We start from the raw sequence: 25,159 nt of genomic DNA on the forward strand, positions 1-25,159 counted from the left end.
GAGCACGTCAAACTGCCTCGTTCGCGATTTTCCCCCGGGGAGGGAGCACCGCATGACCGAGACCGTACCCGTGACCGACGAGACCGCACCGGTGACCAACTGGGCGGGCAACATCACCTACACCGCCAAGGAACTGCACCGCCCCCGCTCCCTGGACGCGCTGCGGGCGCTCGTCGCGGAGAGCGCGCGGGTGCGGGTGCTGGGCAGCGGGCACTCGTTCAACGAGATCGCCGAGCCGGGCCCCGAGGGCGTGCTGCTGTCCCTGGCCGACCTGCCGCCCGCGATCGACGTGGACACCGCCGCCCGTACGGTGCGGGTCTCGGGCGGTGTCCGGTACGCGGAGCTGGCTCGCGCGGTGCACCGGCACGGGCTGGCGCTGCCGAACATGGCCTCGCTGCCGCATATCTCGGTGGCCGGTTCGGTGGCGACCGGTACGCACGGGTCGGGGATGGCCAACGGTCCGCTCGCGGCGGCCGTGCGGGAGGTCGAGCTGGTCGTCGCCGACGGGACGACCGTGCGGATGGCTCGAGGCGCCGACCAGGGCGTGGGGTTCGAGGGAGCGGTCACCGCGCTGGGGGCGCTCGGGGTCGTCACCGCGCTCACGCTCGATCTGGAGCCGGCGTTCGAGGTGGAGCAGTACGTGTTCACCGAACTGCCACTGGCGGGGCTGGATCTGGCGGGTTTCGAGGCGGTGATGGGGGCGGCGTACAGCGTCAGCCTGTTCACCGACTGGGGTGCGCCCGGCTTCCGGCAGGTGTGGGTGAAGCGGCGGACCGATCAGCCGTACGCCGGGTTCGACCGGGCCGCGCCCGCGACCGAGGCGATGCATCCGGTGCCGGGGATGCCGGCCGTGAACTGCACCGCGCAGTTCGGGGTGGCGGGGCCGTGGCACGAGCGGTTGCCGCACTTCCGGGCGGAGTTCACGCCGAGCAGCGGGGACGAGCTGCAGTCGGAGTATCTGCTGCCGCGGGAGGCCGGGGTCGATGCGCTGTATGCGATCGACGGGATCCGGGATGCGGTCGCCGGCGTACTGCAGACCTGCGAGATCCGTACGGTCGCCGCCGACGAGCAGTGGCTGAGTCCCGCATACGGGCGGGACTCGGTGGCGCTGCACTTCACCTGGGTCGCCGATACGGCGGCCGTGCTGCCGGTGGTCCGGCAGGTGGAGCGAGCACTGGACGGCTTCGGCGCGCGGCCGCACTGGGGCAAGGTCTTCACGACACCGCCGGCGGTCCTGCGGGAACGGTATCCGCGGCTCGGCGACTTCCGGGCGCTCGCCCGGGCGCTGGATCCCGAGGGCAAGTTCGCCAACGCCTTCGTGCGGCACGTCCTGGACGACTGACCCGACGAGGCCCGACTTTATAAAGCCCCTTTCCTAACCCCTTGTCGAAAGTCCACGTTCCCCATAGCCTTGCGGCCGCGCCGGTGCCGACGTGCCCGGTTCCGCACGAGCCGAAGGGACGGGGGACACATCTGGTGAAGCGCACATCACGCGACATCCGCACCGCGAACCGCTACGAGGTGCTGCGCCAGATCATCGCCGAGTCCCCCACCTCCCGGCAGGAGCTGGCCGCCGCCACCGGGCTGAGCCTCGCCACGGTCGCCACCCTCGTCGGCGAGCTGCTCGACCTCGGGATGATCACCGAGGTCGGGTTCGAGGACTCGGCGGGCGGGCGCCCCCGGGGCCTCGTCGCCGTCAACGCGTCGGGGGGCGCGTTGATCGGGGTGGACATCGCGGAGACCTACGTCCATGTCGAGCTCTTCGACCTGGCGCTGAACGTACTGGCCCGCGCCGACGAGGACATGCGGCCCGGCGAGAGCCGCCCCGAGCAGGTGGTCGGCCATGTCGCGGCGGCCGTCGGCGCGGTGGTCGCGCAGGCCGGCGTCGAGGGTGCCCGGGTGCTGGGCGTCGGGGTGAGCGTGCCGGGGCAGGTGGACCGGGACACCGGGGTCGCGGAGTACGCGCCCAACTGGGACTGGCACGACGTGCCCCTGCTCGATCTGCTCACCGAGCACATCGCCTACCCCCTCTACCTGGACAACCCGCTGCGCGCCTGCGCGGTCGCCGAGCTGTGGTTCGGGGCCGCGCGCGGGCGCGGCGACGCGGTGGTGGTGAACCTGGGCACCGGGGTCGGTGCCGGGCTGGTGCTGGGCGGCGGGCTGCATCGGGGGGTCAGCAACAGCGCCGGCGAGTGGGGGCACACCACGCTCGTCCTGGACGGCCGGCTGTGCCACTGCGGCAACCACGGCTGCGTGGAGACGTATGTCGGCGCGCCCGGGATCATGCTGAACCTGCGGGAGCTGAGTCCCCGCAGCGCCCTGCTGCACCCCGAGGACCAGACCGCGACCGTGGACGCGCTGGCGCGGGGGGTCGCCGCGGGCGATCCGGTGGCGGTGAAGGTGGTCCGGGACACCGCCCGCTATCTCGGCGCGGGCATCGCCGACCTGGTCAATCTCTTCAACCCCGAAGTGGTCGTGCTCAGCAGCTGGGTCGCGGCCACGCTCGGCGAGCCGTTGCTCGCCGAGGTGCGCGAGGCCGTCGCCCGGCACGCGCTGCGGCGGCCGCTGGCCGCCACCGAGATCGTCCTCTCCCCGATCCCCACCGACCCGGTGTGCCTGGGCGCGGCGACGTTCGCGCTGGAGGGCGCGCTGCAGTCGGTCGGGCAGAGGGCCGTACGACGCAGCACCACCCCCGCAAGGAGCCGTACCGCACCGCCTTCATGACGACGGAAGGGATGCACGTTGCGCACCAGCAGATCGATCCTCGGGACGGCCGCGGCCGCGCTGGCCGTCACCGGAGCCCTGATATCCGCACCTCCATCGACCGCCGCCGAGTCCGCGGCCGCCGCCGAGGTCTCCCCCCACGCCGCTCAGACCATCGACAACATCGGCGCGTCCGGGGCCTGGTGGGTCAACGACCTGAAGAACTTCGACCCCGAGGTCCAGGCCCGGGTCGGCAAGCTGCTGTTCTCCAAGGACGGCCTGGACCTCAGCGCCTACCGCTACAACATCGGCGGAGGCGGCACCGGCGTGACCTACGCGCCCCGCGCCCCCGAGGACTTCCGCGACGACGACGGCACGTACGACTGGAGCAGGGACAAGGCGGGCCGTACGTTTCTGAACTACGCCGCCGAGTACGGCGTGGAGGACCTGATCGGCTTCGTCAACAGCGCGCCCGCCGAGTGGAAGACCAACGGCAAGAGCTGCGGCGGCCATCTGAAGACGGAGCACGAGCGGGACTTCGCGAAGTACATCGCCGACGTCACCGACCACTTCGCGAAGCGGGGCGTCAGGCTCGACTACATCAGCCCCTTCAATGAGCCGACGAACAGCTTCGACTCCTGCGGCCAGGAGGGCATGCTCGTCGACGTGCCGCAGCGCGACGACATCGTGCGGGCGCTCGGCGCCGAGCAGCAGGCCCGGAAGCAGAAGACCGGCATCATCGCCGACGAGTCCACCAGCACGGTGAAGTTCAACGACGAGGTTCCCCGCTGGATCTCGGAGCCGGGCACGGCCCAGTACGTCGACAAGCTGGCCCACCACACCTACGACAACCCGTCCGACGCCAACCGGGCGAAGGTCTACGAGACTTCGAAGTCCGTCGGGAAGACGTCCTGGTCCACCGAGATCTGCTGCTTCGGCAAGGGCGGCACCGGATGGGCACAGGAGTACGACCCGACTATCGACGGCGGTCTGAACCTGTCGCGGATCGTGTACAAGGACTTCGCGACCGCCCACGACTCGGCGTTCCACTGGTGGGTCGCCCTGTCGGAGATGATCGGCACCGACCCGTACGCGAGGAACGACCAGGGCTGGAACGACGGCCTGATCTACTACGACCCGGACTACGCGACGAACGGCAACCAGACGCTGTACTTCACCAAGCGCTATTACGCGCTCGGCCAGTACAGCAAGTTCGTGAAGCCGGGCGCGGTGATGCACAACGTGACCGGCGTGCCGGACGGCGTCGAGGTCAGCGCCTATGACCGCAAAGGCAAGTGGGTCGTGGTCGTCAACAACCACAACACCACGGACACCGCGCTGAACCTGCGCTTCAACAGCAAGACGCCGCTGCGCGCGACCAAGGCGGTGCGCACCTCGGCCACCGAGGACTGGGCCTCCGTCGGCAAGCCCTCCGTGAGCGGCGGCACGGTCTCCTCGACGCTCCCCGCCCGCTCCATCACGACGTACGTCCTCGACCAGAAGGGCGACGGCGCATCGGCGGTCACCGGGGCCTGGCAGGGCAAGCACTCCGGCAAGTGCCTGACGGCGGACGCCTCGGGGGCCGCGATCGCCACCTGCACGGGCGGGGCCGAGCAGTCGTGGTCGTACGACGCCGAGGGCGGCCTGAAGGGCGCCAACGGGTATCTGACGGCGGGGAGTTCGGGCCTGACGACCAGCGCCGGGTTCACCGGTGAGGCGGGTCAGCGCTGGCTGCTGAACGCCAACGGACAGATCGTCAGCGAGGCCTCCGGGAAGTGTCTGGACGTCAGCGGGCAGGCGACCGCGGACGGCAGCAGGGTGATCCTCTACAGCTGCACCGGTGGCACCAACCAGGCCTGGTTCCGGCGGTAGTTCATCCCCGGTTCATCCCCTGGGGAGGGTGGCGGGCGCCGCTGACGCGGGGTCCCGCCACCCTGCCACGTTCGGCATTCCGAACCTGACGCAACGTTTCGAACAGACTTCGTCCAACCCCTTGCCGAAGCCTTAGCCGAAGGTTAGCGTCCGGCACCGACCGCAGCCGCACTCAGAGACAAGGACGTCAGCATGCCGGCATTCAGCAACACCTCCTGGGACCGCCGATCCGTCCTGCGGGCCGCGATGGGCCTGGCCGCCGCCGGCGGGCTGGCCGCGTGCGGCGGCAACAACGGCCGGGGCGGCGGCGCCGGTTCGGGCAAGAACCTGGTGCAGTACTTCCACGCGTACGGCGAGGCCGGTACCGAGCAGGCCATCAAGCGGTACGCGAAGGCGTACAAGGAAGCCAACGTCACCACGCAGTGGATCACCGGCGAGAACTTCGAGAGCAAGCTGTTCTCGGCGCTGCTCACGGACAACGCCCCGGACCTGTTCGAGTTCCACCCGCAGATCCAGCTCGTGCGCAGCGGTCAGGTGGCCGATCTGACCGACATCGTCGAGCCGGTGAAGGACGACTTCAACCAGGCCGACATCGCCTCGCACACGGTCGACGGCAAGATATACGGCATCCGGATGATCGACGACCCGCAGTTCTTCTTCTACCGGAAGTCGATGTTCGAGAAGGCCGGTGTCGACGTCCCGACCACCCTCGACGAGCTGATCGAAGTCGCGGCCAAGCTCACCACGGACAAGGTCAAGGGCGTCTTCCTCGGCAACGAACTGGACGCGGTCGTCCGGCCGTTGATCTGGGCGGCCGGCGCCGACACCCTCGACGACAAGAACCAGATCGCCTACCACACCGACGGGGTCAAGGAGGGCCTGGTCAAGCTGCGCAAGCTGTTCACCAGCGGCGACCTGCTGCTCGGCGCCCCGACCGACTTCTGGGACCCGTCCGCGCTCAACCAGGGCCTGACCGCGATCCAGTGGTGCGGCATGTGGGCGATGCCGCAGATGCAGCAGGCGCTCGGCGACGACCTCGGCATCTTCCCCTTCCCGAAGGTGACGGACGCCGGCAAGCCGTCGGTCTACAACGGCGGCTGGTCGATGTTCGTCAACGCCAAGGGCAAGAACGTCGACGCGGCCAAGGAGTACGTGAAGTGGCTGTGGATCGACCAGAAGGAGTACCAGGAGGACTGGTCGCTCTCCTACGGCTTCCACGTCCCGCCGCGCACCTCGATCGCCGAGTCCGCCGACAAGCTGAAGTCGGGGCTGCCCGCCGAGGGCGTCAAGCTGTTCAACGAGTACGGCCACTTCGACAACATCGGCTTCACCCAGGCCATGATCGACGCGATCGAGGACGTCGTCGCCGACTGCGTCCGCGCGAGCGGCGACCCGGAGGCCGCACTGGACAAGGCCGACGGCAAGGTCAACCGCGAGCTGAAGAAGCTCTTCGGATAGGCCGGCGGACAGGAATCCACGTCATGTCGACCACCACCACGCGCGACCTCAAGGGCCCCGCCCCGGCGTCCACGGCCTCCCCGGCCCGGCCGCGGCGGGGGCTGCGGGGCAGCAGCACCTTCAACTTCTGGCTCTTCACCAGCCCGTTCCTCATCGGGCTCGCGGTCTTCGTCTACATCCCCATCGGCTGGAGCCTCTGGCTCTCCTTCTTCGACGCCCGGTTCACGGTCACGCCGAGCGAGTTCATCGGCTTCGACAACTACCGGTACATGCTGACGCACGACGACTTCATGGGGTCGCTCGTCACCTTCACCGTCTTCGCCGCGTTCATCGTGCCCACCACCTGGGCGTTCTCGCTGGGTCTGGCCCTGATGGTGAACCGGCTGCGGTTCATGCGGGCCTTCTTCCGGTCGGTGTTCTTCCTGCCGACGGCGGTGAGCTATGTCGCCGCCTCCCTCATCTGGAAGATGTCGATCTTCAGCGGGGTCCGCTTCGGGCTGATGAACACCGTCCTCGGCTGGTTCGGCATCGACAACATCGCCTGGCTGGCCAGCCCCGATCCGCCGTGGTACTGGCTGGTCCTGGTCACCGTCCGGCTGTGGCTCCAGGCCGGCTTCTTCATGATCCTGTTCCTGGCGGCCCTGCAGAACATCCCGCAGGAGCTGTACGAGGCCGCCGCCATCGACGGGGCGAAGCCGGGCTGGCAGACCTTCCGGTACATCACCCTGCCCCAGCTGCGGGCCACCTCGACGGCCGTGATCCTGCTGCTGCTGGTGCAGGCGTACCAGGCCTTCGACGAGTTCTTCAATCTGCTGTCGAACGCCACCTGGGGCCGTCCGCCGCTGGTCGAGCTGTACTACGTCGCCCTCGGCGAGAACCAGGACTACGGCGCCGGCAGCGCGGGCGCGGTGCTCCTGACGCTGCTGATCTGCGTCGTCACCCTGCTCCAGGGCAAGTTCATGGGCTTCGGAAGGGGTGAGGAGTCCAAGTGACCACCACGACTCCCGGACTGGACAAGCCGGCTGCCGGACCGGTCGGGCCGCGGCGCGGACGGCGCGGCGGCGTGATGGGCTCCGCCGGGCTCTATGTCGCGACCTCCGTCGCCGCCCTGCTCTTCCTCGTCCCCTTCTATCTGATCGTCCGCAACGCCCTGATGACGGACCCGGAGATCACGGGCGAGGAGTGGAAGTTCTTCCCCACCGACATCCAGTGGGGCAACATCACCGAGCCGTTCGACGATCCCACGGTCGACTTCGCCCGCTCCCTGTGGAACTCGACGGTCGTCGGCATCCTGCATACGGTCGGCACGCTGCTGGTCTGCTCGCTCGCCGGATACGGTCTGGCCCGCATCCCGTACAGGCACGCCAACAAGGTCTTCTACGCCGTTCTGGCGACCCTGATGGTCCCGACCGCCGTCACCTTCGTGCCCAGCTTCGTGCTGGTGTCGTCACTCGGCTGGGTGGACACCTACCGCGGTCTGATCATCCCGGGCCTGTTCAGTGGTTTCACCTGTTTCCTGTTCCGGCAGTACTTCCTGGGATTCCCCAAGGAGCTGGAGGAGGCGGCGCGGGTGGACGGGCTCGGCTACTGGGGCGCGTACTGGCGGATCGTCGTGCCGAACTCGCTGAACTTCTTCGCGGCGATGGCGACGATCACGTTCATCAGCGGCTGGAACTCCTTCCTGTGGCCCCTGGTCATCGGCCAGGACCCGAGCGCGTGGACCGTCCAGGTGGCGCTCTCCTCGTACATGACCAACCAGACCGTCAACTTCCATCTGATCTTCATGGCCACGGCCATTTCCATCCTGCCCCTGGTGTTCGTGTTCCTCTTCCTCCAGCGCTGGCTGGTCCAGGGGATCGCGCAGACCGGCATCAAGGGCTGACGCTCTCTTCTCGAGACCTGGAGACCGATGTCTTTCCGCACCACCCCCACCGCCATCGACTATGTGGAGGACGTCTCGCCGGGCCGCGGCACTCTGCCGCCCCGCGCTTGGTACGCGTCCTCCGAGGCGCAGTCCCTTTCCCTGAACGGTACTTGGCAGTTCCGGCTGTCCGCGACCGCGGACGCCGAGGACGACGCGTTCGCCCAGCCCGGGTACGACGCCGGGGGCTGGGCGGAGGTCGCGGTCCCGGGCCACTGGGTGCTCCAGGGCCATGGCGCCCCCATCTACACCAACCACCTCTACCCCTTCCCGGTCGATCCGCCGCACGTCCCGACCGAGAACCCGACCGGCGACCATCTGCGCGTCTTCGACCTGCCGGCGGACTGGCCGGCGGACGGCGGTGCGGTGCTGCGCTTCGACGGGGTGGAGTCCTGCGCCCGGGTCTGGCTGAACGGCACGGAGCTGGGCGAGTTCAAGGGGTCGCGGCTGCCGCACGAGTTCGCGGTCGGCCATCTACTGAAAACTGCAGGCAATGTACTGGCGGTCCGTGTCCACCAGTGGTCGGCCGGTTCCTACCTGGAGGACCAGGACCAGTGGTGGCTGCCGGGCATCTTCCGGGATGTCACCCTGCTGCACCGCCCCGAGGGCGCCGCGGGCGACTTCTTCGTGCACGCCTCCTACGACCATGTGAGCGGCGAGGGCACCCTGCGCGTCGACTCCGAGGTCGCCGGCCGGGTCACCGTCCCTGAGCTGGGCCTCGACATCGCGACCGGCGAGGCGGTCACGGTCCCGGTGGAGCCGTGGACGGCGGAGACGCCCCGGCTGTACGACGGGGTGCTGGCCACGCCGGGCGAGCAGGTGCCGCTTCGGATCGGCTTCCGGACCGTCGTCCTGGAGGACGGTCTGATCAAGGTCAACGGCAGGCCGGTCCTGTTCAAGGGCGTCAACCGCCACGAGTGGCACGCCGAGCGGGGGCGCGCCCTCGACCTGGAGACCATGCGCGAGGACGTGCTGCTGATGAAGCGGCACAACGTCAACGCGGTGCGCACCTCGCACTATCCGCCGCACCCGGCGTTCCTGGACCTGTGCGACGAGTACGGGCTGTGGGTGATCGACGAGTGCGATCTGGAGACCCACGGCTTCGTGGAGCAGTCCTGGCGGGACAATCCCGTCGACGACGACCGCTGGACCCCGGCCCTGCTGGACCGCGCCGCCCGCATGGTGGAGCGGGACAAGAACCACCCGTCGGTGGTCATCTGGTCCCTCGGCAACGAGGCGGGCACCGGGCGCGGCCTGACCGCCATGGCGGAGTGGATCCACGGCCGGGACGGCTCGCGGCTGGTGCACTACGAGGGTGACCTCGACTGCCGTGACACGGACATGTACTCGCGGATGTACGCCTTCCACGACGAGGTCGAGAAGATCGGCCGCGGCCTGGACGGCGGCACCCTGAAGCGCCGCGCCCTCCCCTTCATCCTGTGCGAGTACGCGCACGCCATGGGCAACGGCCCCGGCGGACTCGCGGACTACCAGCGGCTGTTCGAGTCGTACGACCGGCTCCAGGGCGGCTTCGTCTGGGAGTGGATCGACCACGGCATCAAGCACCCGGCGCTGGGTTTCGCCTACGGCGGTGACTTCGGCGAGGAACTGCACGACGGCAACTTCGTCTGCGACGGACTGGTGTTCCCCGACCGCAGGCCGTCGCCGGGGCTGACCGAGTTCAAGAAGGTGATCGAGCCGGTCCGGATCGAGGGCGACGGCGGGGACGGCACCGTACGGGTGACGAACAGGTACGACTTCGCGGATCTGTCCGCGCTCGCCTTCGAGTGGTCGTACCAGGTCGACGGAGAGACGGTCGAGGCCGGACCGCTGTCCGTGCCCGCGCTGGCGCCGGGCGAGTCGGCGGAGGTGAAGCTGCCGCGCCCGCCGGCCGACGCTCCCGCCGGTGCGGAGACGCAGTGGACGGTCCGGGCGCTCCTGGCCGAGGCGACGGCGTGGGGAGCCAAGGACCATGTGGTCGCGTGGGGCCAACTGCCGGTCGGCGGACCGGTGGTGCCGTCGGTGGCGGCGAGCGAACGGCCCGCGGCGAGCGAGCGGCTGGTGTATCTGGGCCCGGCCTCCTTCGACCTGCGCACCGGTGCGCTGCGCACGCTCGGCGGGGTGGAGGTGACCGGTCTGCGGCTGGACGTGTGGCGGGCGCCCACCGACAACGACAACGGGGCACCCTGGCAGCCGGACGCCCGCTACGGCCTGCTGTGGCGCCGGCTGGGCCTGCACCGGATGCGGCACCGGCTGGACGGTGTGGAGCTGGGCGACGACGCGCTGACGGTGCGGACGCGGGTGGCGCCGGCGGCCGTCGACATCGGACTGCATACCGTATATCGCTGGACGTCGGACGGCGACCGGCTACGGCTGACCGTCTCCGTGACGCCCGAGGGCGACTGGACGGTGCCGCTGCCGAGGCTCGGCGTCCGGTTCGGGCTCGCGCGGGCGGACGAGGTGACGTGGTTCGGCGGCGGGCCGGGCGAGGCGTATCCGGACACCGGTATGGCGTCGATGGTCGGCCGTTGGCGGTCGACTGTCGACGATCTGCAGACGCCATACGTCCGCCCCCAGGAGAACGGCGCCCGTGCCGACGTCCGCTGGGCGGAGCTGGGCGGCCTGCGGATCGAGGGCGACCCGGCGTTCTGGTTCAGCGCCCGGCGCTGGACGAACGAGCAGCTGGACGCCGCGCAGCACCTCACCGACCTGACGCCCGGCGACACGGTGTGGGTGAACCTCGACCACGGGCAGATGGGCATCGGCTCCCAGTCCTGCGGCCCCGGCGCGCTGCCGCAGTACCACCTGCGCGCCGAGCCGGCCACCTTCTCCTTCGTCTTCTCGGAGGCACGGAGCTGACGCGGCGGCCGGCCGGTCCCCGCGCGGGTGACCGGCCGGCCGCTTCCGCCGCACCCGGCGTCAGGGACACCACCAAGCGGGTCGGGTCAGGACCGGGGTCGGTGCCGCGTCAGTGGTCGGCGCAGCACGGTGTGGGATCCGGCACCTCGAACGGGGTGAGCCGGCCGCCCGCGGCGGGCATGGCGGTCAGCACCAGTTCGCCCCGCTGCCACTGGGGGCGGACATGGTCCCGGGTCACCAGCAGCGTCCGCGGGTCGGGGTCCCCGGCGGCGCCCAGCACGCTGACCCGGTCGATCGCGGAGCGGGACAGCAGCTCCGCGACCGTGAGCGTGCCGGTGAGGCCGGCGGCGCCCGGGTAGAGCACCGCGCGGCCCACCGCGTCGGGGGCGCCGTCCGTCACCTCGTACCCCTGGGCGAGCAGGCGCTCGCGGGGTGCCGGGACCGGTGTGGCGAGGGAGAGGGCCACGCGCGGCCGGCCGTCCCGCAGCAGGTGCGTGCAGCCGAAGATGCCCTCGGGGAGGGCGAGTTCGGCGGCGAGCGTCCGCAGCAGGTGGTCGGCCGCGCGCAGGTCCGTCAGGCCCGGGTCCACGGTGAGGACGTACGGCGGGGTGACGTACGGCGGGGTCATGACGGCAGGACCCACACCGGGTTGGAGTAGAACCACAGGTCGCGCCACGGGTCGGCGTCGCCGACGATGTCGATCGCCGGGCCCGCCGGGTCGACGGCCGCGCCCATCGGTCCCACGGCGGTGCGGTTGCCGTCGGTGCCGCGCAGCCGGACGTAGACCGGGCGGTCGACCTGGCCGAGGTCGTAGGTGAGGCGGACCGTGCCGGTCGACTTGTTCACCTCGTACGACTTCACGACCTTGGCGGTGGGGGCGGTGAAGGTGTCCCTGTCCTTCGCCTCGCCGGTGACGTCGCCCTGGATGACGTCGACCCGGGCCAGGTGGGGCACGAATCCGGCCCAGTTGGGGCCGCCGGCCAGGGCCACGTCCGCGGTGAGGGTGACCCGGGTGCCCTTCTTCACGTGCAGGGCGCCGCCGAGCGTTGCCCAGCGGCCGCCGCCGGCGAGCCGGACGTCGAGGGCGCTGATCAGCTGGCCGTGGTCGACCCAGATCCGGCCGGCGCGGATGCCGTCCATGACGGCCGCATACGAAAAACCGTCTGCACCGACGTGGGTGCGGCTGTACTGGCCGGGCCAGTAGTCGCCCTGCGTGATGTCGATCCTGCCGCCGTAGACGGGATCCTCGTAGCGGCCGTTGGCGTTGAAGTCGCCGCCCGGGCCGCGGACGGCGGTGTCGCCGTAGACCTGGTGGGAGTCGGAGTTGGCGGTGATCCACCAGGGCTTGCCCTCGGCGAGCAGGCTGTCCCACAGGCCGCCGACGGTGGCGGTCATCCAGTCGAAGCCGCCCCAGGTGCGGTAGGACTCGGGCGGGTAGCCGGCGAAGGAGTTGGCGCTGGGGTTGTTGTCGTAGATGCCGCGGGCGCGGGCCATGCCGAGCGGCGCGGGCAGGCCGGCGGCCTGGTGGCCGGGGGCGCCCTCGAAGCCGACGGCGATCTGGTGGCCGGGGTCGGTGGCGTCGCGCCAGGCGCGGATCTCGTGCGGGGAGTCGACGCCGCGCCGCGCGGGGTGGTTGGCGAGCATCAGGGCGTCCTTGACCTTGCGGCGCTGGACCTGCTCGGCGAGGAAGTTCAGGCCCGCGATGGCGAGGGCCTCGTTGGCGGGCGTGGAGTCGCCGGCGCCCTTGACCCCGCCGTCGTAGTCGGCCTCGAACTGCTTGAGGACGGCGACCTCGTTCTTGCCGGGGTGCACGAAGACGGTGCCGTGCTCGGCGGCCGGGATGTTCCACTCCAGGCCCTGGAAGACGAGGGTGTCCTCGTAGGCCGCGCGGGCCTCCCGGATGTCGGGGTTGACCTTCTCCACACCGATACGGGCGTGGGTGGCGCTGCCGTGGTCGGTGATGACCAGCCAGTCCATGCCGTGCCGGGCGCCCTGCCGGACCTGGTCGACGACGCGGTACTTGCCGTCGCTGCTGTACTGGGTGTGGATGTGGTGGTCGCCGGCGAGCCACAGGAAGCCGTCCCGCTTGCGGCCCGCGGAGGCGGCGTACGCGGGCGACGCCTGCGGGGTGAGCACGCTCCCGGCGGCCAGGCCCGCGCCGAGCAGTCCGGCGCGGCGCAACAGCGAGCGGCGGGACTGCTGTTCGGGGGTCAGGGCCTCGTCGGGCACGGAGGTGTCGAAGGCGGCGGGCAGGGCCGCGTGGTCGTGCGCGTGGTCGTGGTGATGGTGGTGATGCCCGTGGCCGTGGCCGTGGTGGTGGGCGTGGCCCATGGTGTGCCTCCTCGATGCCGCTGCCTTCCGCGGCCGCCTTCGTGGGCGCGCTGCTGCGCCGCGTGAGGAGGATCGAGGTGGAAGATGAATGTTGAACGACTCAGGGGTGAGCATCAGGAGTCCCGGACACGGCCGCTCGTCCCGCCGTTCACAGCTTCCCCAACTCCCCTTGTACGTCAGTGGCGTTGACGAAGAAGCTGAGCACTGCTCACTTCTGCTCCCCCTCCCCTGGAGACGCCCTCGCCATGAGAAGACTGCTCGGCGCCCTCACCGCCGCCGCCCTGGCCGCGACCGGACTCGTCACCGCCGGTTCCACCCCCGCCGCGGCGGCGAGCACCGGCTCGTTCACCGTGCTGACGTACAACATCGCGGGCCTCCCCCTCGGCCTCGGCGACAGCGACCCGGAGACCAACACACCGCTGATCGGCCGGCGGCTCGGCCCGTACGACATCGTCAACGTCCAGGAGGACTTCAACTACCACGCCTCGCTCTACGCCCACGACACCCACCCGTACCGGACGGCGACCAGCGGCGGAGCGGGCATCGGCGACGGCCTCAACACCCTCTCCGACCACCCCTTCGAGGACTTCCAGCGGGTCGACTGGAAGGACTGCACCGGCACCGACTGCCTGACCCCGAAGGGCTTCACACTCGCCCGGGTCCGGCTCGCCGAGGGCGTCTTCGTGGACCTCTACAACGTGCACACCAACGCGGATGTGACCGACGCGGCGCTGGCCGCCCGCCGCGCCAACATCGAGCAGCTGTCGGACTTCGTCCAGGCCAACTCCGCGGGCAACGCGGTGATCGTCATGGGCGACACGAACACGCGGTACACCCGCACCGGTGACAACATCCGCACGCTGATCGGCGAGAACGGCCTCAAGGACCCCTGGGTGGACCTGGTCAAGGGCGGCACTTCCCCGGCCCAGGGCAGCGACGCGCTGGTCTGCGACGCTGCGGCACCGACGAACGACTGCGAGGTGGTCGACAAGGTCCTGTATCGAGGAAGCGACCTCGTCACCCTCGACGCCACTCACTACAACAACGAGTGGGCGTCCTTCCTCCGCTCCGACGGCGAGCACCTCTCCGACCACTTCCCGCACACGGTCGGCTTCTCCTACACCGTCAACCCGTCCCTCAAGGCGAGCGACTTCTTCGGCGGCCCGCACGGCACCGCCTTCAACGACGCCGACGACCTGCCGGCCACCCCGTCGCCCCGCACGCTGACCCTGCGCGGCGGCGCCCGCCTGGACGCCGTGTCGCTGACGCACGACGGCGGTACGGTCCTGTCCCACGGCGGTGCGGGCGGCACGGCGACGACGCTGACGCTCGGGTCGGGTGAGCACCTCACGTCCGTGAAACTGACGCGGGGCCAGAAGGACGGCCGGACACGGATCTTCTCGGCGGCGTTCACCACGGACAAGGGCCGCACGCTCTCCGCCGGTACGCCGACGACGGACACGGCCACCTTCACGGCACCGTCCGGCTGGCGGATCGTCGGCTTCACCGGCCGCTCGGGCGACGAGATCGACAAGCTGGGCGTGGTGTACGCACCGATCGGCTGACTGAGCCGATCTCAGCGGACCTCAGCGGACCTCAGTTGAGCCACCATCGGTTCGCCGCCCAGGCGAGCGCGTAGCCGAAGCCGTTGACCGCCCAGTGCAGGGCCGCCGGTGCCAGCAGGCTGCCGGAGCGGCGTCGCAGCTCGCACAGGACCGCCCCGGCGGCGGCCATGGCCAGGACCGCCGCCGTGACGGCCGGTACGACGCCCGCCGGACCGCCGCCGAAGAACTCGGCGGCGGCGGTGTTGGAGCGGGTGAGCCCGCGCGAGGGCATGATGTGCCACAGGCCGAAGAGCAGCGACGAGACGGTGGTGGCCCACGCCGTTCCGTGCCGTCGCCGGATCATGGCCCACAGCACACCGCGGAAGGCGGTCTCCTCCAGCAGCACGGTGCCGAACGGCACCCGTACCAGCGCCCGGCCGAGCACCTCCTCCGGGGACAGGCCGACGGCCCTGGCATCCCGGAACACGTCCCGGCCGGCCGGAACGGCGAGGAGCAGCAGAAGGACGACGAGGACGGCACCGGCGAGTACGGGCGCCCATCGCAGCCCCCGCCGCAGACCGGTCGAGTCGAGCCCCAGATCGGCCCGGGTGAGGCCGTCCCAACGGGCGATGAGCAGCAGGACGGCCGTCGCGGCGACGCAGACGAGGACGTACGCGACGGGTCCCCGCAGCAGCCAGTTGTTGAGCGCGTTCGCGGCGACCAGGACGGCGACGACACAGACGATCCACATCGTCACCCCAGGATTCCAGTCCGGGAGTCCGTCCGCTTCCGATGGGGACTAGGCTTCTTCCTAGAGCTACTAGGCTAGCCTTCAGCACGGAGAGGGAGGTGCCCCATGCCCAGAGCCGGCCTCACGACCGACCGCCTCGTCGCAGCCGCCGTCGAACTCGCCGACGAGGCCGGGTTCGAGAACGTGACCCTGTCCGCGCTGGCGCGCCGGTTCGGGGTGAAGGACGCGAGTCTCTACTCGCACGTCAAGAACCTCCAGGACCTGCGCACCCGGATGGCCCTGCGGGCCGGCGGGGAGCTGATCGACCGCATCGCGGCGGCCGTCGCCGGCCGCGCCGGCAAGGACGCGCTGGCCGCGTTCGCGAACGCCTACCGGGCGTACGCGCTGGAGCACCCGGGCAGGTACGCGGCCACCCAGACCCGCGTCGACCAGTCCGCGATCGCCGACTCCCCGGCCCTGCGCCGCACCGCCGAGATCACCTACGGCATGCTGCGCGCCTACGGCCTGGACGAACCCGACCTGACCGACGCCGTGCGCCTGCTGCGCGCCACCTTCCACGGCTACTGCGTCCTGGAGGCCGGCGGCGGTTTCGGCGCACCCCGCGACGTACAGCGGTCCTGGGACCGCGCCGTCGACGCCCTGCACACGGCCCTGACCCACTGGCCGCGCGAGGAGAAGAGCGAGGAGAAGAGCGACACCCATGAGTGACCACGACGTGTGCGGCGACGGGCCCGTGCTGCTCGTCCTCCCCGGCGGCGCCGGGCACCCGATGGGCCTCGGCCCGCTCACCGAGCGCCTCGCCGAACGCTTCACGGTGGTGACGTACGACCCGCTCGGCCTCGCCCACGGACGGCTCGGCCGGCCGGTCGGCGACCAGCGGGTCGAGGCGTGGAGCGACGGCGCCCGGGACGTGCTGGAGGCGGTGCTCCCCGACGGCGAGTCCGCCTACGTCCTCGGCACCAGCTCCGGCGGCATCGCCGCGCTCGACCTGCTCGCCCGGCACCCCCGGCGGCTGCGGCACGTCGTCGCGCACGAGCCGCCGTGTGTGGCCGCGCTGCCCGACGGGGCGCGGCGGCGGGCGGAGTTCCGGGAGGTGTACGACACCTACCGCGCCGCGGGACCGGCGGCCGCCGCGGTGCGGCTCACGGCCGTGCTGGAGGAGCGGGCGCCGGACCCCCTGCCGGACGGGCAACCCCTCTCCCCCGCCGAGGAGCTGGTCCAGCCGATAGCCCTGTTCCTGGCGCACGTCCTGGTCCCGTTCACCTCCTACGTCCCGGAGCCGACGCCACCGGCCGCCGCCCGGCTCACCCTGGCGGCGGGCGAAGACTCACGCGGCCGACTCCTGTACCGCACCGCCGAGTTCCTCGCCGAGCGGTCCGGAGGCGGGTTCGCCGAGCTGCCCGGCGGTCACCTCGGGACGATCGAGCACCCGGTCGTGTTCGCCGACCGGGTCGCGGAGATCTTCGGGGTGCCGGCACCGGGCTGACCGCTCAACGCCCGTACCTCGCCGTACGACGGTCCGGTGCCGCCCGGCCGCCGTCCCGCGCGGATCTCGGTGAGCGCGTCCACGGCCGCGCCGAGCGCCCGCCGGTAGAGCAGCGAGCCGAGACTGATCCGGCGTACGCCCACGTCGGCGAGGTGGGCGACGGCGGGTCCGTCGGGCGCGTACAGGATGTTGAGGGGGGTGTCGTCGAGGTCGCGGACCAGGGCGGCGATCTCGGCGGGGTCGGTGAGGCCGGGGACGAACACGCCGTCGGCGCCGGCCCGCCGGTAGGTTTCCAGACGGCGTCTGGTGTCCTCGCGGTCGCCGTCGCCCAGCCAGTACGTGTCCGTGCGGGCGTTGACGAACAGGCCCGGTGCCGCCGCCTTCACCGCCGCGATCTTCTCGGCGTGCAGGGCGGGCGAGCCCAGTCCGTCCTCCAGGTTGATCCCCGCGGCGCCCACGACGGCCAGCTGCCGGGCGAACTCCCCCACCTCCCCCGGGTCGTCGCTGAACCCGCTCTCCGCGTCCACCGACAGCAGACACGGCTCCGACCCGAGGGCGAGGGCCAGGCGCAGGGTCTCCTCGCGAGTCGCCGCCGTACCGTCCGGCACTCCGGCCGCCGCCGCGACACCGAGGCTCGTGGTGCCGATCGCGGGGAACCCCTGCGCGGCGAACAGCCGGGCCGAGGCGTGGTCCCAGGCGGTGGGCAGGAGCAGAGGGTCGTCGGTGTGGTGGAGTTCGGCGAAGGCGGTCATACGGGAACGGTAGGCCCGGATCCGTTCGGCACCGGCCGAAGTGTGGCGCCGGGCCTACCGGGCGACTACGGCCGCCGCTCCAGCATCCAGTGCATCCCCTCGACGGGCAGGCCCGGATGGCGGGCGGCGGTCTGCGCGGTGTCGGGGTCCCGCAGCAGCCGGACCAGGACATGCGCCGGCAGCCGTGGGTGTCGAGCGGCCGCATGGCGGACGCCGTCGCGCGGGCACATCCTGCCCGACGCCCTCACAGGGGCCTGACGTCCACCCCGTCGGCGTCCAGCCGGACCCGCAGCGCGGGGCCTCCGCTCCAGCGCACCTCCAGCTCCCCGGTGCCGTCGTCCGCCCGCACGGTCACCGCGTCGGCGAGCGGTGCGGGGTCCGGTTCGCCGGTGAGACGGGCCAGGGCGACGAAGAGGGTGCCGCCGACGCCGGTGACGCCCGCGAGCGCGTCGGACAGGCCGACGACGGGGACCAGTTCGGCGCGCGGGCCGTCCTCCGCCGAGGTGCGGGCCCACCCGGTGACCCGCACCGGCGTGCCGGGTGCCGCGTCCGTCACCAGGTACGCCCGCACCTCGGCGGCCCCGTGCGCGAGCACGGCACTGGACACCCGCGCTCCCCCGCCCGCCGTGTGCCGCGACGCCGCCCAGCCGTCGCCCACGCCCAGCGGCACGATGTCCGTACGGCTCGCGTCACCGCCGACGATCACGCTGTTGTCGTACGACGCGTCGGGCCGGGTCGCGGTCGAGTAGGCGAGGCGCGTGTAGTGCGGGTCGTAGCGGACGTCCTCACTGCCGTGGTTGTGGAGCCGGACCACGCCGTCCGAACGGGTCGACTGAAGCAGCCAGTTGGGCGGGCCGACGGGGGTGACGGCGTCCTCGCGCTCTGCCGGTCCCGGCTGCTCGGCGGCCGTCCACACGGCGTGGTCCGCCGGCAGAAGCAGTCCGAGGAAGCCCTTGCTCGCCCAGTAGGGGGAGGCCGGTCCGGAGTAGCCCTGGAGGACGGCCGGATCGGGCCCGTGCCAGCCGAGGGTGAGCAGGCCGCGCTCGTCGACCGCGCCCCGGTCGAGGAAGTACTTGAGGGCGCCGGAGGCCAGCCGCCGGGTCTCGCCGGGCGGGAGCGGCGTATGGCCGGTCAGGGCGCCGAGCCAGAGGGGGGCGGTGGTGGCGAAGCGGTAGGTGAGGGAGCGGCCCTGGTAGAGGGGGGCGCCGTCGGCACCGAAGAGACGGGCGTAGTCGGCGAGGTGTTCCGACAGCCGTCGACCGTATACATCCAACAGCTCACTGTCGCCCGCCAGCCACGCATGCACTACCGGATACAGGTGCATCGCCCAGCCGTTGTAGTAGTCGAACTTCCGGCCGTCCCCGTCCGTGTACCAGCCGTCGCCGAGATACCACTTCTCGATGCGCTCCAGCCCGCGCTCGATCGCCGCCCGGGACGCCGCCGTCTCGTACCCGATCTCCTCGAGGAACCCGCCGACGGTCACCGGGAACAACTCCCAGTTGCACGGCCACGCCTCCGCGTCGACCGCGTCCGTCAGCCAGTCCACCGCGCGCTGCCGCACCGCGTCGTCCAGCCGGTCCCACAGCAGCGGCCGGGTCAGCCGCAGCGCGAGCGCGATCGACGCCGCCTCGACCAGCGGCTGGGTACGGCTCTCCACCCGCGGCCAGACCCCCGCGGTGCCGGCCGCGAGCCCGTCGGCGTAGCGCTGCAACGCGGTCTCGTCACGACGGAAGGCCGCCAGGAGCAGGGTGCGGGCGTACCCCTCCAGACCGTCGGAGAGCCGGCCGGACCAGCTCTCCCGGTCGCCGGGAAGGTGGTAGAGCGCGAAGTCCTCGGTGGCGTACGGCTCCACCGCCGCGAGCAGCGCGTCGGCCGCCGCCTCCCAGTGGGCGCGGGTGTAGCCGGTGTACGGGCTGAGGGTGCGGTCCTCGGGAGGCAGCTGCATCGGTCCTCTTTCTCTCCTGCTCGGTCCGGGCCACGGGTCCGCCATGCCAGCAACCGCTTTCATGCACCCGCCGGAGCATGCTCTCCGCTCCGCGGACGACATGACAACCTCCTACGCGCCGGGACGCAACTTCCCGGACCTCGATCCGCTTCGGGCGCTGCGCCGCGCACTCGGCTGACCGCCGCTAGTGCTGTGACCGTAAGGGGTGACCGGGCCTTGTGGCTGCCCAGGCGGCGGCGACCAAGGGTCGGTGGAGATCGGTGCGCCGGATGCACGCGGCGATGGTGAGTTCGCCGGGGCTGGACGGGGTCGGGGCGGCATGGAGCCGGTGCCGGATGCTGCAGTGCTGCAGGACGAGGTCGGGGATGATGCCTGTGCCGTAGTCGAGGGCTACCAGGGTGAGCAGGGCTTCGTGTCCGTCGGCCTCTGCGGCTATGCGGGGTGTGATGCCGAGGCGGCGGAACCACCGGTTGGCGATGTCTCGGACCAGGCCCTGTCTGGGGAGTACGAACGGCTCGTCCGGAGCCGGAAGCTGCGCGTTTGATGGCGGTGGGTCGGCTCGGACGAGGACGAGGGGGGTGCGGGCGACGGTGCGGGTGAGGAGGGTGGCCGGAACTCGGGAGGGCAGGGCCGCAACGGCGAGGTCGGCCTCGCCGTCGTCGAGGAGTGCGAGGGCGGCTGCGGCGTCACCGGTCCGCACTGAGATCCGCACCCGGGGATGGGCGTCTCGCAGAGGTGCGAGCAGGTCAGGTAGCAGGCTCTGACAGGCTGTGACAGAGGCGAACACCCGGAGCTGCCCGCTGAGTTGGTCCCTTGTGAGGTCGTTGTCGCGGTAGCGGTCCCACAGCTCCAGGGCTTCGGTCGCGTAGCGGCGGAAGCGGTGGCCGTGCTCGGTCAGTGCGACGCCGTGTGGGCCTCGGTCCAGTAGCCGGTGCCCGGTGGCGGTCTCCAGGCGCTGCACGGTCCGGGACAACGTAGCGGGACTGACGTGGCAGTCAGCCGCGGTCCGGGTGAAGCTCAGAGTTGAGGCGAGATGGAGGAAGAGCCGGTACTGGTCGTGGTCCTGCATCTTTCACCTTCCGGAACGCCATGCTTCGGATGTTGCTGTTGCCGCTGGATCTGCCCGGACCCTACAAACGGGTCATGCCACGAAGCGACAGCACCCGCCCACGCCCCGCATGGTTCTTCCGTGAGTACGAGCCCGTCGGCATCGACTTGGGCAGCCCGGCCGCGGTTGCCGCCTACGACCGCAACCAGGGCACCGACCCGGACACCGACGACGCGCTGCTGGACCGCCTCGGCGTCGTTGCGGGCACCCGCCTGGTCGACCTGGCCTGCGGCACCGGCTCGCTGGTGGTCCAGGCGGCAAGACGCGGGGCCGAGGCCCACGGCGTCGACGTCTCGGAGGAGATGCTCGCCTTCGCCCAGGCCCGGGCGAAGCGGGCCGGTGCCGGCGCACACTGGCACCGGGCGGGATTCTTGGACTACGCCCACCGGGCGGGGCCCGCGGACGTGGTGACCACCAAGTCGGCCCTGCACCAGCTGCCGGACTTCTGGAAGCAGCAGGCACTCCTCAACGCGGCCGGCATGCTGCGGCCGGGAGGCACCTTCTACCTGTGGGATGTCATCTTCAGTTTCGAGCCCGCCGACGCCGCGAAGCATCTGCAGCGGTGGATCGACACCGCAGGACGCCCCGAGGGCCGGGGCTTCACCCGGGCGGACTTCGAGGCGCATGTGCGGGAGGAGTTCTCCACATACGCCTGGGTCCTGGAGGGCATGCTGGAGCGGGCCGGCTTCGACGTCGTCTCGCGTGCGTCCCGTACGCCGACGCACGGTGAGTTCCTCTGCCGCCGCCGGTAGCTGCCTCGCTCCCGGCACGACCACCGGGCGGTGTCTTCGACGAGCCCGGTGATCACGGGCTGGGGCGTTCGCGTGGCGGGTTCACGACCAAGCTGCACTGGGCTGTCGAGCAGGGGCAGAAGCCCATGTCGATCGTGGTGACGGCAGGGCAGCGGGGGGAATCGCCGCAGTTCGAACGGGTGCTGGAGGAGGTCCGTGTGCCCCGCACAGGGCCGGGTCGGCCGCGCGTCTGCCCCGACCGCGTGCGGGCTGCCGTGGCCACCAGGTACGACAAACTCGCGGTCCGCCAGGAGGCTACCGTCCTCGTTGCCGCCATCAACGAGTGGTTGCGAGGTACTGGTCTGACGACAACTCGAACACCCGGACTCGCCGACCGCCGGTGGGATTGACGGTCTCACGGACCGGATGCATTCCCAGTTTGGTCATGATCCGTTCGGAGGCGTCGTTGCCCACTTGAGTGATGCTGACGATCCGCTCCAGCCCCCGCTCTTCGAACCCGAACCGTACAGCGGCCGCAGCGGCCTCGGTGGCCAAGCCCTGCCCCCAGTGGGAACGTCCCAGCCGCCAGCCGATCTCAACCGCCGGCAGTACCTCCGGCAAGTAGTTGGGCACCGAAAGGCCGGTGAACCCGGCAAGCTCGCCAGTGGACCGGATCTCCACGGCGAACAGGCCGAAGCCCTGTGACTCCCACTCGGTCTCCCATGCCTGGATCCCATCGCGGGTCTGCTGTTCGTCACGGACGCTCCCGTCACGGATCCACCGCATGACCTCGGGGTCGGCATTGATGGCAGCCATGGACGCAACGTCTTCCTCGCGCCAGCGACGCAGAATCAAACGGGGAGTCTCAAGCGTGACCATCCAATCATTCTGGATCATCAAATGGGCTCTCCGCCATCTTGTCGATGGTGCCGCCGACAATGCACGAACTGGCGTGGACCCTCGCGCACGCGGAACCTGGCGCCGGCGGAGACAGCGGGGATCACCCCGGGCGGGCCACCCCCACCGACAAACCCGGCACGCCCTCGAAAGGCTGATCAGATCACCGGCGGCCCAGCCTCGATCCGGCGCATTACCGGGGGCAGGTGATCCAGATCGGGGCCCGTCTGGACCTGCCGCTCGTCCCACCAGGTGGCGCCGGCGTCACGCAGCGGACCGATCACGTCCTTGGCCGTCACGGCATCCGAGGACGTGGCACCGCCAAGCACGAACTCAAAGGGCCGCTCGGCCCCGCCCATACGGTGCTTGCGCACATAACCGACAAGCTCCCGTACCTCTGCCACATCGGGCACGTGCCCATGCCGGGCAGTCTCGAAAAGAGGCACCGCGCCGTCCCACCGCGCTGCCCGCCGCATCGGCGGGCGTCGCGGCCAGAACCCGCCGATCCACACCGGCGGACCAGGCGTACCCGCACGCGCCCGGCCACCGATCAGCAGCCTGGCTGTCCGGTCTGGCCGCCGAGACGACGCCGCAGCCACGCCGTCTCCGCAGGCGTCAGGTTCGGGTCGGCCAGCTTGGCCTCGACCACCTCCCGGATACATCCCGCGGGCTCGGTCTGGCAGCCCTTGCGCATGCTGTGGACCAGCAGGCTCCGCCCCAGGCGGGCGGCCATGCCGGGAATCTCGGCGCTGCCGACCGTCACCATGGTCATCGCCACATCCGCAGCGGGATCACCAGCGCCCGCGTTGCGCCAGTCGATCACCACCGGGCCGCGCCGGGTCAGAAGCACGTTGCCCGGGTGCAGGTCCAGATGCAGCACCCGGTCGTCACCTGCCGTCGAGAACCGCTGAGGCAGCCACGTCGGCGCCGACAACGCATGCAACCGGTCGTGGAGGTGGCCCAGTGTCCGGCCGATGGAGCCGACCCGCCACGGCTGCCGGGCCAGCACATCCAGCATCGTCGGCCCGTTCAGCCGCTCCAGAATCATGTCGGGACCCGTGACCTCGTACACCTTCGGCACGGGATAGCCACAGGTCGCCAGATGCGTCATCAACCGCGCTTCCAACTCCGTTGGGCCCCCGTCCCGATAACGCCGTCGGGCGTCTTGTCATAGCGAGTGGCCAGACCGCGCCACTCCTTGATCTTGTTTATGCAGCGCTCGACGGTGTTGCGGTCCTTGTAGAGGTCGGCGTCGTGCGTGACGGGACGGCCGCCGCGCGAGCCCTTCTTCCTACGGTTGGCGGTCTGGTCGGCTTTCTCCGGGATGACGCTCCTGATCCGGCGTCGGTGCAGGTAGGTGCGGCTGGCGCGGGAGGAGTACGCCTTGTCGCCGGCGATCGCGTCCGGGCGGGTGCGGGGCCGGCCCGCCGGACCGCGGACCTTGATCCGCTCGACGACCGGGATGAAGCGGGGACTGTCGGCGGCCTGCCCGGGCGTGAGCAAGAAGGACAACGGCCGACAGCGGCGCTCGGCCGCAAGGTGGGTCTTGGTGGTCAGCCCGCCGCGCGAGCGCCCCAGCTCGGCCGCGCGAAGCCGGGCCCGGCGGCAGGCGCACGCGGCGGCGTTGCTCGCGAGTCGCGTCGTCCGTCTCGTCGGCCGGGTCGGGCGCCGCCAATAAGGCTTCGTTTTGCCCCTTTTATGGAGCCCTTTTCCCTCCGCGACGGCCTTCTCCAGATTCCGCAGCAACTCCGGGTCGACGACCATCCCGGCCGCGTGGTGGTGCGCGCGGGCCACCGTGGAGTCCACGCTGACCAGGCTGAGGTCGACCTGCCCCCGCGTTGCGGCCTTGGCGATCATCCCGTCCATCAATGCCTGAAAGGTTCCAGCCGCCACCCACAGCTGGAACCGACCGTAGACGGTCACACCGCAGTTCTACCGGGCCGTGATCGCCCGGCGTCGGCGATCTGAACTCGGAACAGTCCCAGTGGCTACCCGTGACCATCGCTCGCGGTTCTTGGCCAAGCGACCTGCTCCTATGGTCAAATCCCACCCCTGTTGCGTAAGGTCCGTTTTGGACTATCACCTATTACCATTCAGGGGGACGGGCGGCGATGCCGGACACCAGGATCAGTGAGCTCGTGTGGATGTGGATCAACGGCTGGGTCGTCTCCCGCGGCAGCTCGGACCCGGTCGACGAGTCGTGGGGGTGGACGATCGACGTCGGGCAGCCCAAGCACGTCGCCCGGCACGTTCTGCCGGAGCCCTCTGAGGCCGATGTGCGCAAGATCGTCGCCGCGACGAGCGCGCCCGGGACGTGGCTGAAGCTGTTCGCCGAGGACCAGGCGGTCCTGCCCTGGGTCGGGCCGGGCTGGCGGCGCGACAGTCCCGGCTTTCTGATGACCTGTCACCTAGTACCGGAGAGCCCTGAGGTGCCGGCCGGTTACACGCTCACCAGCTGGACCCGGGGCGGCGTCAGCCGAGTACTGGTCCGCACGCGTGCCGGGCACTTCGCCGCCCGTGGACAGATCGCCCAGGTAGGCGACCATGTCGTGGTCGACCAGGTCGAGACCGCCGCCGAGCACCGGCGCAAGGGCCTCGGCGGCCTGGTGATGCGCACGCTGCAGAGCGCCGCGTACGAGGCCGGTGCAAGGACTGGCCTCCTGGTCGGCACGCCCGAGGGTCGGGCGCTTTACTCCTCGCTGGGCTGGACCATGCGCTCCCCGATGACGAGCCTCTGGTACGAGCCATCGGATGCCGCCCAGTGAGCTAGAACAGGCCCTAGGATCCCCGACCCGAGGTCG

The 25,159-nt window shown here is 70.9% G+C and carries 21 protein-coding genes and 3 pseudogenes; 13 read left to right on the forward strand and 11 right to left on the reverse strand.

Annotated elements, in window-relative coordinates:
• Positions 1-52: 52 nt before the first annotated feature.
• From ACZ42A_RS20230 to ACZ42A_RS20260, 7 genes are all read left to right on the forward strand, one after another.
• A complete protein-coding gene (locus tag ACZ42A_RS20230) occupies positions 53-1,342 on the forward strand; it encodes an FAD-binding protein (protein ID WP_468528603.1) in 1,290 nt (429 codons plus the stop codon).
• A gap of 134 nt (positions 1,343-1,476) precedes the next feature.
• On the forward strand, positions 1,477-2,724 hold the full coding sequence (locus tag ACZ42A_RS20235) for an ROK family transcriptional regulator (protein ID WP_468528604.1): 1,248 nt from the start codon (positions 1,477-1,479) through the stop codon (positions 2,722-2,724).
• A gap of 18 nt (positions 2,725-2,742) precedes the next feature.
• Positions 2,743-4,575 (forward strand): glycoside hydrolase, encoded by a 1,833-nt coding sequence (locus ACZ42A_RS20240; RefSeq protein ID WP_468528605.1) that lies wholly within the window; start codon positions 2,743-2,745, stop codon positions 4,573-4,575.
• A 192-nt stretch (positions 4,576-4,767) separates the two neighbouring features.
• Positions 4,768-6,033: an ABC transporter substrate-binding protein gene (locus ACZ42A_RS20245; RefSeq protein ID WP_468528606.1), complete on the forward strand. Its 1,266-nt coding sequence runs from the start codon at positions 4,768-4,770 to the stop codon at positions 6,031-6,033.
• A gap of 23 nt (positions 6,034-6,056) precedes the next feature.
• Positions 6,057-7,025: a carbohydrate ABC transporter permease gene (locus ACZ42A_RS20250; RefSeq protein ID WP_468528607.1), complete on the forward strand. Its 969-nt coding sequence runs from the start codon at positions 6,057-6,059 to the stop codon at positions 7,023-7,025.
• Positions 7,022-7,915 carry a carbohydrate ABC transporter permease gene (locus ACZ42A_RS20255; RefSeq protein ID WP_468528608.1) on the forward strand — a complete coding sequence of 298 codons (894 nt, stop codon included), beginning with the start codon at positions 7,022-7,024 and terminating at the stop codon, positions 7,913-7,915. Before ACZ42A_RS20250 ends, ACZ42A_RS20255 begins: the two co-directional genes overlap by 4 nt.
• Positions 7,916-7,942: 27 nt before the next feature.
• Positions 7,943-10,813 carry a glycoside hydrolase family 2 TIM barrel-domain containing protein gene (locus tag ACZ42A_RS20260; RefSeq protein ID WP_468528609.1) on the forward strand — a complete coding sequence of 957 codons (2,871 nt, stop codon included), beginning with the start codon at positions 7,943-7,945 and terminating at the stop codon, positions 10,811-10,813.
• Between the two features lie 109 nt (positions 10,814-10,922).
• On the opposite strand, the gene ACZ42A_RS20265 is transcribed toward ACZ42A_RS20260, so the two are convergent.
• Positions 10,923-11,441 carry a hypothetical protein gene (locus tag ACZ42A_RS20265; protein WP_468528610.1) on the reverse strand — a complete coding sequence of 173 codons (519 nt, stop codon included), beginning with the start codon at positions 11,439-11,441 and terminating at the stop codon, positions 10,923-10,925.
• Positions 11,438-13,144, reverse strand: coding sequence for a PHP domain-containing protein (locus ACZ42A_RS20270; protein WP_468528611.1), 1,707 nt, complete (start codon positions 13,142-13,144; stop codon positions 11,438-11,440). Before ACZ42A_RS20270 ends, ACZ42A_RS20265 begins: the two co-directional genes overlap by 4 nt.
• Positions 13,145-13,389: 245 nt before the next feature.
• Between ACZ42A_RS20270 and ACZ42A_RS20275 the strand changes: the two genes are divergently transcribed.
• Entirely contained in the window at positions 13,390-14,709 is a 1,320-nt protein-coding gene (locus tag ACZ42A_RS20275; protein WP_468528612.1) for a jacalin-like lectin, read from the forward strand.
• 31 nt (positions 14,710-14,740) lie between these two features.
• Here ACZ42A_RS20275 and ACZ42A_RS20280 read toward each other — a convergent pair whose 3' ends face one another.
• Entirely contained in the window at positions 14,741-15,439 is a 699-nt protein-coding gene (locus ACZ42A_RS20280) for a lysostaphin resistance A-like protein (protein WP_468528780.1), read from the reverse strand.
• A gap of 105 nt (positions 15,440-15,544) precedes the next feature.
• Here ACZ42A_RS20280 and ACZ42A_RS20285 point away from each other — a divergent pair, with 105 nt between their 5' ends.
• Together ACZ42A_RS20285 and ACZ42A_RS20290 are read left to right on the forward strand one after the other, a co-directional pair.
• On the forward strand, positions 15,545-16,147 hold the full coding sequence (locus ACZ42A_RS20285) for a TetR/AcrR family transcriptional regulator (protein WP_468528613.1): 603 nt from the start codon (positions 15,545-15,547) through the stop codon (positions 16,145-16,147).
• Entirely contained in the window at positions 16,140-16,925 is a 786-nt protein-coding gene (locus ACZ42A_RS20290; RefSeq protein ID WP_468528614.1) for an alpha/beta fold hydrolase, read from the forward strand. The genes ACZ42A_RS20285 and ACZ42A_RS20290 overlap by 8 nt, the downstream gene beginning before the upstream one ends.
• Here the strand turns inward: ACZ42A_RS20290 and ACZ42A_RS20295 are convergent.
• From ACZ42A_RS20295 to ilvY, 4 genes are all read right to left on the reverse strand, one after another.
• Positions 16,847-17,677, reverse strand: coding sequence for an isocitrate lyase/PEP mutase family protein (locus tag ACZ42A_RS20295; RefSeq protein WP_468528615.1), 831 nt, complete (start codon positions 17,675-17,677; stop codon positions 16,847-16,849). The genes ACZ42A_RS20290 and ACZ42A_RS20295 overlap by 79 nt on opposite strands.
• 65 nt (positions 17,678-17,742) lie before the next feature.
• On the reverse strand, positions 17,743-17,907 hold the full coding sequence (locus ACZ42A_RS20300; RefSeq protein ID WP_468528616.1) for a hypothetical protein: 165 nt from the start codon (positions 17,905-17,907) through the stop codon (positions 17,743-17,745).
• A 14-nt stretch (positions 17,908-17,921) separates the two neighbouring features.
• Positions 17,922-19,622, reverse strand: coding sequence for a DUF2264 domain-containing protein (locus tag ACZ42A_RS20305; RefSeq protein WP_468528617.1), 1,701 nt, complete (start codon positions 19,620-19,622; stop codon positions 17,922-17,924).
• Between the two features lie 184 nt (positions 19,623-19,806).
• Complete coding sequence (ilvY, locus tag ACZ42A_RS20310) at positions 19,807-20,691, reverse strand: HTH-type transcriptional activator IlvY (RefSeq protein ID WP_468528618.1); 885 nt, start codon at positions 20,689-20,691, stop codon at positions 19,807-19,809.
• 74 nt (positions 20,692-20,765) lie between these two features.
• Between ilvY and ACZ42A_RS20315 the strand changes: the two genes are divergently transcribed.
• Positions 20,766-21,482: a class I SAM-dependent methyltransferase gene (locus ACZ42A_RS20315; protein WP_468528619.1), complete on the forward strand. Its 717-nt coding sequence runs from the start codon at positions 20,766-20,768 to the stop codon at positions 21,480-21,482.
• An 8-nt stretch (positions 21,483-21,490) separates the two neighbouring features.
• Positions 21,491-21,811: pseudogene (locus tag ACZ42A_RS20320) on the forward strand (transposase family protein); the annotation flags it as partial.
• Here the strand turns inward: ACZ42A_RS20320 and ACZ42A_RS20325 are convergent.
• The 4 genes and pseudogenes from ACZ42A_RS20325 to ACZ42A_RS20340 all read right to left on the reverse strand — a co-directional run.
• On the reverse strand, positions 21,798-22,340 hold the full coding sequence (locus ACZ42A_RS20325; protein WP_468528620.1) for a GNAT family N-acetyltransferase: 543 nt from the start codon (positions 22,338-22,340) through the stop codon (positions 21,798-21,800). The pseudogene ACZ42A_RS20320 and the gene ACZ42A_RS20325 sit on opposite strands and share 14 nt — an antisense overlap.
• A 176-nt stretch (positions 22,341-22,516) precedes the next feature.
• A pseudogene (locus ACZ42A_RS20330) lies at positions 22,517-22,882 on the reverse strand (LLM class flavin-dependent oxidoreductase); the annotation flags it as partial.
• 26 nt (positions 22,883-22,908) lie between these two features.
• Entirely contained in the window at positions 22,909-23,469 is a 561-nt protein-coding gene (locus ACZ42A_RS20335) for a phosphotransferase (RefSeq protein ID WP_468528621.1), read from the reverse strand.
• Positions 23,469-24,278: pseudogene (locus tag ACZ42A_RS20340) on the reverse strand (IS5 family transposase); the annotation flags it as partial. The pseudogene ACZ42A_RS20340 and the gene ACZ42A_RS20335, both read right to left, overlap by 1 nt.
• Before the next feature lie 191 nt (positions 24,279-24,469).
• Here ACZ42A_RS20340 and ACZ42A_RS20345 point away from each other — a divergent pair.
• Positions 24,470-25,123 (forward strand): GNAT family N-acetyltransferase, encoded by a 654-nt coding sequence (locus ACZ42A_RS20345; protein WP_468528622.1) that lies wholly within the window; start codon positions 24,470-24,472, stop codon positions 25,121-25,123.
• The last annotated feature ends 36 nt before the right edge of the window (positions 25,124-25,159 follow it).

The sequence above is a fragment of the Streptomyces sp. NPDC030838 genome (assembly GCF_055572035.1).

Coding starts and splice junctions, on each gene's coding strand:
- ACZ42A_RS20230 (WP_468528603.1), top strand. CDS start 53: ATGACCGAGACCGTACCCGTGACCGACGAGACCGCACCGGTGACCAAC.
- ACZ42A_RS20245 (WP_468528606.1), top strand. CDS start 4,768: ATGCCGGCATTCAGCAACACCTCCTGGGACCGCCGATCCGTCCTGCGG.
- ACZ42A_RS20250 (WP_468528607.1), top strand. CDS start 6,057: ATGTCGACCACCACCACGCGCGACCTCAAGGGCCCCGCCCCGGCGTCC.
- ACZ42A_RS20260 (WP_468528609.1), top strand. CDS start 7,943: ATGTCTTTCCGCACCACCCCCACCGCCATCGACTATGTGGAGGACGTC.
- ACZ42A_RS20265 (WP_468528610.1), bottom strand. CDS start 11,441: ATGACCCCGCCGTACGTCACCCCGCCGTACGTCCTCACCGTGGACCCG.
- ACZ42A_RS20270 (WP_468528611.1), bottom strand. CDS start 13,144: ATGGGCCACGCCCACCACCACGGCCACGGCCACGGGCATCACCACCAT.
- ACZ42A_RS20275 (WP_468528612.1), top strand. CDS start 13,390: ATGAGAAGACTGCTCGGCGCCCTCACCGCCGCCGCCCTGGCCGCGACC.
- ACZ42A_RS20280 (WP_468528780.1), bottom strand. CDS start 15,439: ATGTGGATCGTCTGTGTCGTCGCCGTCCTGGTCGCCGCGAACGCGCTC.
- ACZ42A_RS20285 (WP_468528613.1), top strand. CDS start 15,545: ATGCCCAGAGCCGGCCTCACGACCGACCGCCTCGTCGCAGCCGCCGTC.
- ACZ42A_RS20290 (WP_468528614.1), top strand. CDS start 16,140: ATGAGTGACCACGACGTGTGCGGCGACGGGCCCGTGCTGCTCGTCCTC.
- ACZ42A_RS20295 (WP_468528615.1), bottom strand. CDS start 17,677: ATGACCGCCTTCGCCGAACTCCACCACACCGACGACCCTCTGCTCCTG.
- ACZ42A_RS20300 (WP_468528616.1), bottom strand. CDS start 17,907: ATGTGCCCGCGCGACGGCGTCCGCCATGCGGCCGCTCGACACCCACGG.
- ACZ42A_RS20305 (WP_468528617.1), bottom strand. CDS start 19,622: ATGCAGCTGCCTCCCGAGGACCGCACCCTCAGCCCGTACACCGGCTAC.
- ilvY (WP_468528618.1), bottom strand. CDS start 20,691: ATGCAGGACCACGACCAGTACCGGCTCTTCCTCCATCTCGCCTCAACT.
- ACZ42A_RS20315 (WP_468528619.1), top strand. CDS start 20,766: ATGCCACGAAGCGACAGCACCCGCCCACGCCCCGCATGGTTCTTCCGT.
- ACZ42A_RS20325 (WP_468528620.1), bottom strand. CDS start 22,340: ATGGTCACGCTTGAGACTCCCCGTTTGATTCTGCGTCGCTGGCGCGAG.
- ACZ42A_RS20335 (WP_468528621.1), bottom strand. CDS start 23,469: ATGACGCATCTGGCGACCTGTGGCTATCCCGTGCCGAAGGTGTACGAG.
- ACZ42A_RS20345 (WP_468528622.1), top strand. CDS start 24,470: ATGCCGGACACCAGGATCAGTGAGCTCGTGTGGATGTGGATCAACGGC.